Origin of the sequence: Actinomyces oris (assembly GCF_001937445.1) — a bacterium.
Classification (GTDB): Bacteria; Actinomycetota; Actinomycetes; order Actinomycetales; family Actinomycetaceae; genus Actinomyces; species Actinomyces acetigenes.
Window position 1 is genome coordinate 24,462 of record NZ_MSKS01000047.1, and the last position, 8,245, is coordinate 32,706.

Sequence of the window (8,245 nt, forward strand, 5' to 3'; positions counted from 1 at the left end):
CAGCGCTCTTGGTGCCTCTTCTACACTCAGCACGATGCCGATCGCAGGAAATCCACAACACGTCTCCCGTCCCTCCCAGTCGGGCACCGGCCCCACGGACCACCCGGCCCCTGGGAGCGGGACGCCTGCCGCCCGGCCTGCGCGGCTGGTGGCGGCTGCGCGCGCCGTCGTCTCAGCGCCCGTCGTCGCCGTTCTGGGGTGGCTGGCCCTGCTGGTGCCCGCCTACTGGTCCCTGGTGGATGACACCGGCCAGTGGCTGTTCAAGCTGGACTCCTTCGTCTACTACGAGGCCGTCCGTCAGTGGCTCGACGGCGGGGACCTCTACAGCTGGTACGCCAACCCGGCCCAGCATCTGTGGCCCTTCACCTACACGCCTCTGGCGGCCTGGGTGATCGCGCCACTGACCTGGATGTCGTACCAGTCGGCCACCGTGCTGCTGATCGTGGCCACGCCGCTGTGCGCCGCCGTGACCACCTACGCGGTTCTCAGGCGCTTGGGAGTCGGGTCCTGGATGGCCCACACCCTGTCGCCCTGGCTGGCACTCATCGGGGTCATCGCTCTGGAGCCCTTCCCCAAGACCATGGAGTACGCACAGGTCAACGCCATTCTCATGGCGCTGGTGGCCGTGGACCTGTTCCTGGTTCCCGAGCGCTCGCGCTGGCGCGGGGCCCTCAGCGGCCTGGCCGCCGCGATCAAGCTGACGCCGGCGGTCGCGATCCTGGTGCTCCTGGCGCGTCGGGAGTGGCGGGCGGCGGCCACCATGGCGGGCAGCGCCGTCGGGCTGACGCTCCTGGCCGCCCTGGCGGCCCCCGCCGAGTCCTGGGAGTTCTTCACCTCGGCCATGTGGGATCCGGGACGCGCCGGTTTCGCCGACTACTCGGGCAACCAGAACCTCAAGGGGGCGATCGCCCGGGGCCTGCCGGAGTCCGCCTGGAACCTCACCTGGGCGGTCTGCTCCCTGCTCGCCGTGGTGGCGGCCTGGTTCCTGTGCCGCCGGCTGGATCGGTTGCGGGGTGCCAGCGACGCGGCCGAAGGTCCCGGGCAGGACGACGGCCTGGTCCTGTCCCTTCAGATCAGCGTGGTCATGGTGCTCGGCCTGCTCATCTCCCCCATCTCCTGGTCGCACCACTGGGTGTGGTGCCTGCCCGCGCTCATGTCGGTGGCGGCGGCGACCTGGCGCTGGCGCTCGACCGCGCTCGGTGTGGCCGGCGCCGCCGGGTTCCTCGTCTTCGTCCTGGCGATGCAGTGGTGGTTCCCCGAGCAGAACCACGTGGAGCAGAACTGGCCCACCTGGGCCAAGGCCGTCGGCTCGAGCTACACCTGGTGGGCGCTGGGCTGCGGGGCCGTCCTGTGGTGGGCGAGCGGCCGGCGCCTGAGGGCCCTGCGCCGCTGAGAGGCGCTGAGGAGCGCTCGCGTTCGCACCTTATGCCTCGCGTTCGGGGGTTAAGGGTACGAACCGGCGACCTACCCTACGAACGCACGATCTACCCTACGAACGCACAAGATCGGAACCACTGAGTCGTCTAGGATCCAGGGGTGCCCCTCTCCGACATCGCCCGCGCCGTCGAGGACCAGTTCCATCGCGACACCGTCCCCGTCCTCAAGCGCCAGGGCTGGCGCCCCCGCGTCATTCCCTACGACGGCTACGGCACCAGTGCCCCGGCCCAGCCCGGCCCGACGGCGCAGCGCCACCAGGAGCAGCACCGGGACACGGCGGCCCAGCGCAGCGCGGCCGGAGCCCACCGGCCCTCCGCCTCAGCATCCCGCGGGGCCTCCTCCGGCTCCTCCCAGCCCACCCGGCCCGCCTCTATGGCCCGGGTCCTGGCCCGCATGGTGATGCGCCCCCAGGACGCCCCCGCCGAGGGGCCGCTGTTCCGCTCCCTGCCCGACGCCCTTCCCGTCAGCGCTGCCCAGGCCCGCAGCTTCGCCATGACCGGTCTGCTCGACGCCCAGCGGGGCTGGCGCCTGTTCATTGAGGTGCCGGTGGCCTTCCTGCCGGTGACGGTCCACGTGGGCCGGGCCAGTGTGCGCACCCGGGCCGACCGCGGCGGCTACATCGACGTCGTCGTGCGCGATCACGGTCTGGAGCCGGGCTGGCACGAGGCCAGGATCGAGGCGACCGGGGCGCAGGCGGTCGCCGCCAAGGTCCTCATCATCCCCGAGGGGCCGCGCCTGGGCATCATCTCCGACATCGACGACACCGCCATGGTCACGCACGTCCCCCGCGTGCTCGTGGCCGCCTGGAACCAGCTCGTCAAGTACTCCTCGGCGCGCGAGCCCGTCCCCGGGATGGCCGAGCTCTACTCGCGCATCCAGGCCGCCCACCCGGGCACCCCGATGATGTACCTGTCCACCGGGGCCTGGAACGTGGTCCCCACCCTGCGCTCCTTCTTCTCCCGCCACGGCTTCCCCTCGGGGCCCGCGCTCATGACCGACTGGGGGCCGACCAACACCGGCTGGTTCCGCTCGGGCATCGAGCACAAGCGCACCGAGCTGCGCCGGCTCATGATCGACCTGCCCCAGATCACCTGGATCCTCTTCGGCGACGACGGCCAGCACGACCCGTACATCTACGGCGAGGCCGCCCGCCACCACGCCGACCGGATCGCCGCCGTCGCCATCCGCCACCTGACCGCCACCCAGCAGGTGCTCGCCGGAGGGCTGACCGCCCACCCCATGGGTATCGGGCCCGAGGCCCGGACCCTGGCCGAGGCCGACGTGCCCGTCGTCGTGGGCGCCGACGGCTACGAGCTGGCCCGGCTCCTGCCCCGCGAGCTGCTGGAGGCCGCGCCGCGCCGCTGACGGCCTCACGGCACCCACCGCCGGCGTCGGGCACGATTCTCAGCCGCCCCCTCCATGCGGCATGTCTCACGCAGGCCCCTCCGCCGACGACGATCCCCGCCAGCATGCGGATCGGTCCATGGCCCACCCGGTTCACAGGGACGGCACAGGCCCGCCCTACAAGGACGACAGGCCCCGGCGGTTACCTGGGTTCATCGGGGCGAACGCCCCCGTTCCCATCCCCAGCGAACAGGAGGAACCACATGACCCGCTTCTCCACAGACTCCACCGGCCCGGAAGAGCCCACCGGACCGACCGGCCCGACCGGCCCGACCGGCTCCGCCACCTCGACCGTGGCCTCGCTGCGCCGCCACGCGATCCTGGCCGACCTCAACGTGCTGCAGGTCGTCACTCTCATGGGCACCGGGCTGCTGGTGACGCTCGGCGTCATCCTGGGCGGCCGCTCCTACATCACCACCGTCACGCCGGACGGCCTGATCGCCTCCCAGCCGAGCGCCCACGGCACCAGCACCCAGGCCCCTGCGACGGGCTCGATCCCCTCCACCGGCGGCTCCTCGGAGGAAACCGTGTGATTCCGGGGGCGAGGACCGTAGCAGCCCCGCAGTGGTCCCGCGCGTGACGCTGTGGGCGATCACGCGGCCCCCGAGACCCTGTCGCGTCAGTCGCCCCGGCCCACGGCCGGTATGGTGATGGCGCACCAAGCAGTGCTTCCGTCAAGCTCAGGAGACGATATGGCCGGCAAGATCCCCTTCATCCTCGGACTCGGCGCGGGATACGTGCTCGGGACCCGCGCGGGGCGCGCCCAGTACGAGCGCATCAAGACCGCGGCCTCCAAGGTCGCCGAGCAGCCCTTCGTGCGCACCCGGGTCGATGCCGCCTCCAGCCACGTCAAGCAGGCCGTGCGCGCCCAGGGCGAGGCCGTCACCGAGAAGGTCGCCGACGTCGTCAAGGAGCGGCTCTTCGGGGCGCCGTCATCCAAGGACAGCGCCCAGTCCCAGCCCGTCGACGCCGGACAGGCCAGTGTGCGCCCGGTCGGCGAGAGCTCCTGAGGTCGGTTTGAGGCCGGCTGACGCCGCAGACCGCCCTTAGCCCTGCTCGGGCCGCTGGGAGGGGGCGTCCTGCTGTGCCGTCCGCCCGCCGCGGCCACGCCAGGAGGGGGCCTTGAACGGCCCCATCATGAGTGCCCGGCGCCAGCCCACCAGCGCGCCGCTCGCCTCGCGCCGCCCGGCCCGGCGCCGCTCCCGGTCGGAGATGACCGGCAGCTGCCAGGAGCGCCAGTAGGCGAGCACGCACAGGCCCGCACCGACCACGGTGGACACGAGCATGGCGTGCGCGTCGGCCACCCCCGCCTTGACGGCCACGACCTGCGTGCCGGCGGCGATGAGCGCCGGGATCGCGTAGAGCTTGTTGCCCCCGAAGACGGCCGGGGTCTCCCCCACCGCGACGTCGCGGATCATGGAGCCGCCGATGGCCGTGAGGCAGCCCAGCAGGAGCGCCGGCATGACTCCGAGCCCGTGGGTGAGGGCCTTCGAGGCCCCGGTGGCGGCCCAGCACCCCAGGATGACGGCGTCGGCCGCCACGAGCAGGCGCCGGGTGGGCCGCGAGGTCAGCGGCACGAACCAGGCGACCGTCGCCCCCAGGCAGGCCGTGTAGAGGTAGTAGGGGTCGGTCAGGGCGAAGGGCGGGCCGGCCTGGATCATGACGTCGCGCAGGATGCCGCCGGCGGTGGCCGTGAGCATGGCCAGGACGACGAAGCCCACCAGGTCGAAGTTCTTGCGTCGGGCGATGAGCCCACCCAGGATCCCGTTGAGCAGGACCCCGCACAGGTCCAGCAGCCGGAAGGTGTCGGTCAGGGAGGCCGGCATGTGAAGCATGAGGGAAGAGAGGTCCAGCACCCCGGTTGCCCGCCTTTCACTCCTGTCATGGTGGCGTCCCGCCGTCGACCCCGGTGCCGGCCCGGCAGCCCGCCGCTACCCGGCACCTTAGCCCACGGCGAAGCGCGGGACGGGCACCCGGCCGCCGCGGATCGCGCGTTGCGGCGACACGAAACCTCGGGTGGTCAGGGCGCTGAGGTCCGCGCCATGATCGGGGCGTGTCCTCCCGCTACTCGCCCCCCAAGGACCTGAGCCGCTACGCGTGGCTGTCCATCGGTGCCGCACTGGCCACGATCGTGCTCAAGGGGGCAGCGGCCTGGCTGACTGGCTCCGTGGGTCTGCTCTCCGACGCCGCCGAGTCCGTGGTCAACCTCGTCGCCGCCGTCGTCGCCCTCATCGTGCTGAAGATCGCGGCCAAGCCCGCCGACGCCGACCACCAGTTCGGGCACTCCAAGGCCGAGTACTTCTCGGCCGTCGTCGAGGGCGTCATGATCTTCGTGGCCGCCGCCTTCATCATCATCTCCGCCATCGAGCGCCTCATCGACCCGCAGATGCCCGAGCAGCTGGGGGTGGGTCTGGCGGTCTCGGTCATCGCCTCGCTCCTCAACGGCGCGGTGGCGTGGGCGCTCTACCGGGCCGGGCGCCGCGAGCGCTCCATGACCCTGGTGGCCGATGCCAAGCACCTGGCCACCGACGTCGTCACCTCCGCCGCGGTCCTGGTCGGGGTGGCGCTGGTGGCCGTCTTCGGCTCGGCCGTGCTCGACGCCGTCGTCGCCCTGGGGGCCGGGCTCAACATCATGTGGGCCGGCTTCACGCTCATCCGCGACTCGGTGGGCGGCCTCATGGACATCGCCCCGTCCACCGAGGTGCTGCGCACCGTGGAGGAGGTTCTGGCGCGCCACCGCCGGGCGGGCATGATCGACTTCCACGCGGTGCGGGTGCGCGAGGCCGGCAACCGGCGCTTCATGGAGCTGCACGTGCTGGTCCCGGCGGCCTGGAGCGTCAAGAAGGGGCACGACTTCACCGAGCAGGTCATCGACGAGCTCATCGAGGCCGACACCAGCCTGCGCATCTCGGCGCACCTGGAGCCCATCGAGGACCCCAAGTCCTATGAGGATCTGGAGGACATCTGAGGACATCCGACGTCAACTCGGTTCCCATCAACGTGAGGACATGTCAGACTCAGCCCCATGAACGCAATGAGGCTCACCGGATCAGCACCGTCGCTGCGCCAGCACACGATCACCGCTCCCGTCCCCGCCTGGCGCCACCCCGACCACGTCGTCCTGGAGACTTGCGTCGAGGACGTCGAGGGCGTGAGGATCTCCGCACGGGCCGGGGCCGACCGGGCCGAGCTGGGCGACAACCTCACCGCCGCCGGCACCACCCCCTCGATCGGCACCATTGAGGCAGCCATCTTCGCCGCCGCCGAGCAGGTCGAGCAGCGCCGCGCCCAGGCCGGTGCCCACTGGGCGGACAAGCCCGAGGCCGCCGCCCCCTTCGGCCTGCGGATCCTCATCCGACCCCGGGGCGGGTCCTTCGTCTACGACGCCGATGAGGGCCGGGCCATGATCGCCGATGTGCGGCGCATCGCCACCCTGGCCCTGGAGATGGCCGAGTTCACCCGCCCCCAGGCCACGGGCGGGGGGCGCACCACGCTGCCGCCGGCCGTGGACCTGGGCTTCGTCGTCGGCGCCCTGACGGAGGACGGCACCATTGACCGCGGACTCGTGCGTCTGCTGGTCGACATGGCCAATGGCGCCCCAGTCACCTTCCACCGGGCCTTCGACCAGTGCCGTGACACCGTGGAGGCCTACGGGGACCTGGAGGGGCTCGGCGTGCGCTACGTCCTGACCAGTGGGGCGGCCCAGACCGCGGCCGACGGCGCCTCGGTGATCGCCGGGCTGGTGGCCAGTGGCGGGCCGACCGTGGTCGCGGCCGGGGCCGTGCGCCCCGACGGCCTGGTCGACCTGGTGGAGTCCACCGGCGTGCGCGAGGTCCACATGCGCTGTCCCCGCGAGGGGCTGACGCCCGACGAGCCCCAGCGCACCGATGAGGCCCTGGTGCGCCGCGCCGTCGAGACGGTCCGCGCGGTGCCGCTTCCCGAGTAGCTCGACAGCGCCGCCCGTCCCTGCCCTGCCCGCCCGACGGGCGACTGAGGCCGGGTGGGCGCCCCGTGCGACTCGAGGCGCCCACCCGGCCTGGTGCTCTTGTCACCCTCCTCGGCCCTTGGTCCCCGGTCCGGGTTCCACCGTTGCCGGAGAATCCTCACGGTTCGTCGTTATCCACAGTCCTGGCGGCGATCAGCGGTTTCGACGCCCCCCCCGTCACGCTCGAAGCGCAATCGGAAGAACTACCGACCCTTCCCCCATGCTCACCCCTATTTTCTGTCTTAGGTTGACTCCATGAACGACGTCCGTATCGATACCCCACGCGGGATCACCCTGGCCGGCACCCTCCAGCTGCCCGCCGGAGCCTCCCCCATCGATCTGGAGGTTTCCACGACGTCGGAGAATGCCACACCCCCGCAGGCGCGACCTGAGGGCGTGGTCCTGCTGGCGCACGACTTCCTCACCGACCGTCACGGTCAGGGCGGGCGCCTGGACTGGATCGGTGCCCGCTACCGCGAGGCGGGTCTGGCCACGCTCAACCTGGACTTCTCGGGTCTGGGCGAGTCAGACGACGACGTCATCACGCTGGCGGGAGAGGCCGAGGACCTGCGGGCGGCCTCCAGCTGGCTGGCCGGCTTGGGCTTCACCCGGCAGATGATCCACGCCAACGGTTTCGGGGCGACGGCGGCGCTCCTGGCGAGGCCCGAGCATGTGCGCACGGCGGTGCTCGTGGGCGCCATCGTGGGGCCGCAGTCGATCCTGTGGGAGGAGATCTTCTCCCCCGAGCAGCTCGATGAGCTCGCCCAGCACGGGCTGACGCGCCTGGTGGATGACAACCCCAACTCGCGGAAGTGGAACGTCCTGTCCAAGGAGACGCTGGCCGACTTCTCCATGCAGGATCCGCAGCGCACCCTGGCGGACCTGCCCTGGCCGGTGCTCATGGTGCACGGGGTGCTGTCCAACGAGCTGCCCGACACCGCCGAGGCGACCGCCGAGGGCTTCCCGCTGCTGCCCGACTCCAGCCAGATGGTCCATGTCCACGCCGAGACCCTGGAGCAGGCTCAGGAGGAGGTCGCCCGCCTGAGCGTGGAGTGGGCGCAGCGCCGCCTGCGCTGAGAATCTGAAGCCGTTGCCGCTTGCCCCTCCGCTGTCAGCGACCTGAGAGAGGTGACCACGCGCGCATAGGGGACAATAGGTCACCTATGGAACAGGGCGAGAACCGGAACCAGGGACACAGCGGCGATCAGGCCGACTGGCACAACGACCAGCACGGCCGGCGCGCCTCGCGTGGCGATGGCGGCAGGCGTCGGGGCCGGCGCCCGGGCAGGGCCGAGGGCAGGCGCCGCAACGCCTGGAAGAGCTACTCCTCCGAGCAGCTCGCCGCCCGCGCCGCCGCCGTCCCGGCGATCGTCTACCCCGAGGAGCTGCCGGTCTCCGCCCGCCGTGAGGAGATCGCCG

9 protein-coding genes are annotated in these 8,245 nt (G+C 71.8%); 8 read left to right on the top strand and 1 reads right to left on the bottom strand.

Features of this window, described 5'->3' with window-relative positions; translation table 11 throughout:
- Positions 1-34: 34 nt before the first annotated feature.
- From BKH20_RS11535 to BKH20_RS11550, 4 genes are all read left to right on the top strand, one after another.
- Positions 35-1,393, top strand: coding sequence for a glycosyltransferase 87 family protein (locus BKH20_RS11535; protein ID WP_256693159.1), 1,359 nt, complete (start codon positions 35-37; stop codon positions 1,391-1,393).
- Positions 1,394-1,536: 143 nt separating this feature from the next.
- Entirely contained in the window at positions 1,537-2,802 is a 1,266-nt protein-coding gene (locus tag BKH20_RS11540; protein WP_075391172.1) for an App1 family protein, read from the top strand.
- Between the two features lie 242 nt (positions 2,803-3,044).
- Positions 3,045-3,374, top strand: coding sequence for a hypothetical protein (locus BKH20_RS11545; RefSeq protein ID WP_075391173.1), 330 nt, complete (start codon positions 3,045-3,047; stop codon positions 3,372-3,374).
- 159 nt (positions 3,375-3,533) lie between these two features.
- A complete protein-coding gene (locus tag BKH20_RS11550) occupies positions 3,534-3,851 on the top strand; it encodes a protoporphyrinogen oxidase (protein WP_075391174.1) in 318 nt (105 codons plus the stop codon).
- Positions 3,852-3,887: 36 nt separating this feature from the next.
- Here BKH20_RS11550 and BKH20_RS11555 read toward each other — a convergent pair whose 3' ends face one another.
- Complete coding sequence (locus tag BKH20_RS11555; protein WP_075391181.1) at positions 3,888-4,667, bottom strand: trimeric intracellular cation channel family protein; 780 nt, start codon at positions 4,665-4,667, stop codon at positions 3,888-3,890.
- A gap of 227 nt (positions 4,668-4,894) precedes the next feature.
- Between BKH20_RS11555 and BKH20_RS11560 the strand changes: the two genes are divergently transcribed.
- The 4 genes from BKH20_RS11560 to BKH20_RS11575 form a co-directional block, all read left to right on the top strand.
- Complete coding sequence (locus BKH20_RS11560; protein ID WP_075391175.1) at positions 4,895-5,809, top strand: cation diffusion facilitator family transporter; 915 nt, start codon at positions 4,895-4,897, stop codon at positions 5,807-5,809.
- A 66-nt stretch (positions 5,810-5,875) separates the two neighbouring features.
- Positions 5,876-6,787 carry a copper homeostasis protein CutC gene (locus tag BKH20_RS11565; RefSeq protein ID WP_178388602.1) on the top strand — a complete coding sequence of 304 codons (912 nt, stop codon included), beginning with the start codon at positions 5,876-5,878 and terminating at the stop codon, positions 6,785-6,787.
- Positions 6,788-7,081: 294 nt separating this feature from the next.
- Positions 7,082-7,903 (top strand): alpha/beta fold hydrolase, encoded by an 822-nt coding sequence (locus tag BKH20_RS11570; RefSeq protein WP_075391176.1) that lies wholly within the window; start codon positions 7,082-7,084, stop codon positions 7,901-7,903.
- An 86-nt stretch (positions 7,904-7,989) separates the two neighbouring features.
- Positions 7,990-8,245: hypothetical protein (locus BKH20_RS11575; protein WP_143225005.1), on the top strand; the 256-nt coding region annotated here is incomplete at its 3' end.

Coding starts and splice junctions, on each gene's coding strand:
- BKH20_RS11565 (WP_178388602.1), top strand. CDS start 5,876: ATGAGGCTCACCGGATCAGCACCGTCGCTGCGCCAGCACACGATCACC.
- BKH20_RS11550 (WP_075391174.1), top strand. CDS start 3,534: ATGGCCGGCAAGATCCCCTTCATCCTCGGACTCGGCGCGGGATACGTG.
- BKH20_RS11570 (WP_075391176.1), top strand. CDS start 7,082: ATGAACGACGTCCGTATCGATACCCCACGCGGGATCACCCTGGCCGGC.
- BKH20_RS11555 (WP_075391181.1), bottom strand. CDS start 4,667: ATGCCGGCCTCCCTGACCGACACCTTCCGGCTGCTGGACCTGTGCGGG.
- BKH20_RS11545 (WP_075391173.1), top strand. CDS start 3,045: ATGACCCGCTTCTCCACAGACTCCACCGGCCCGGAAGAGCCCACCGGA.
- BKH20_RS11535 (WP_256693159.1), top strand. CDS start 35: ATGCCGATCGCAGGAAATCCACAACACGTCTCCCGTCCCTCCCAGTCG.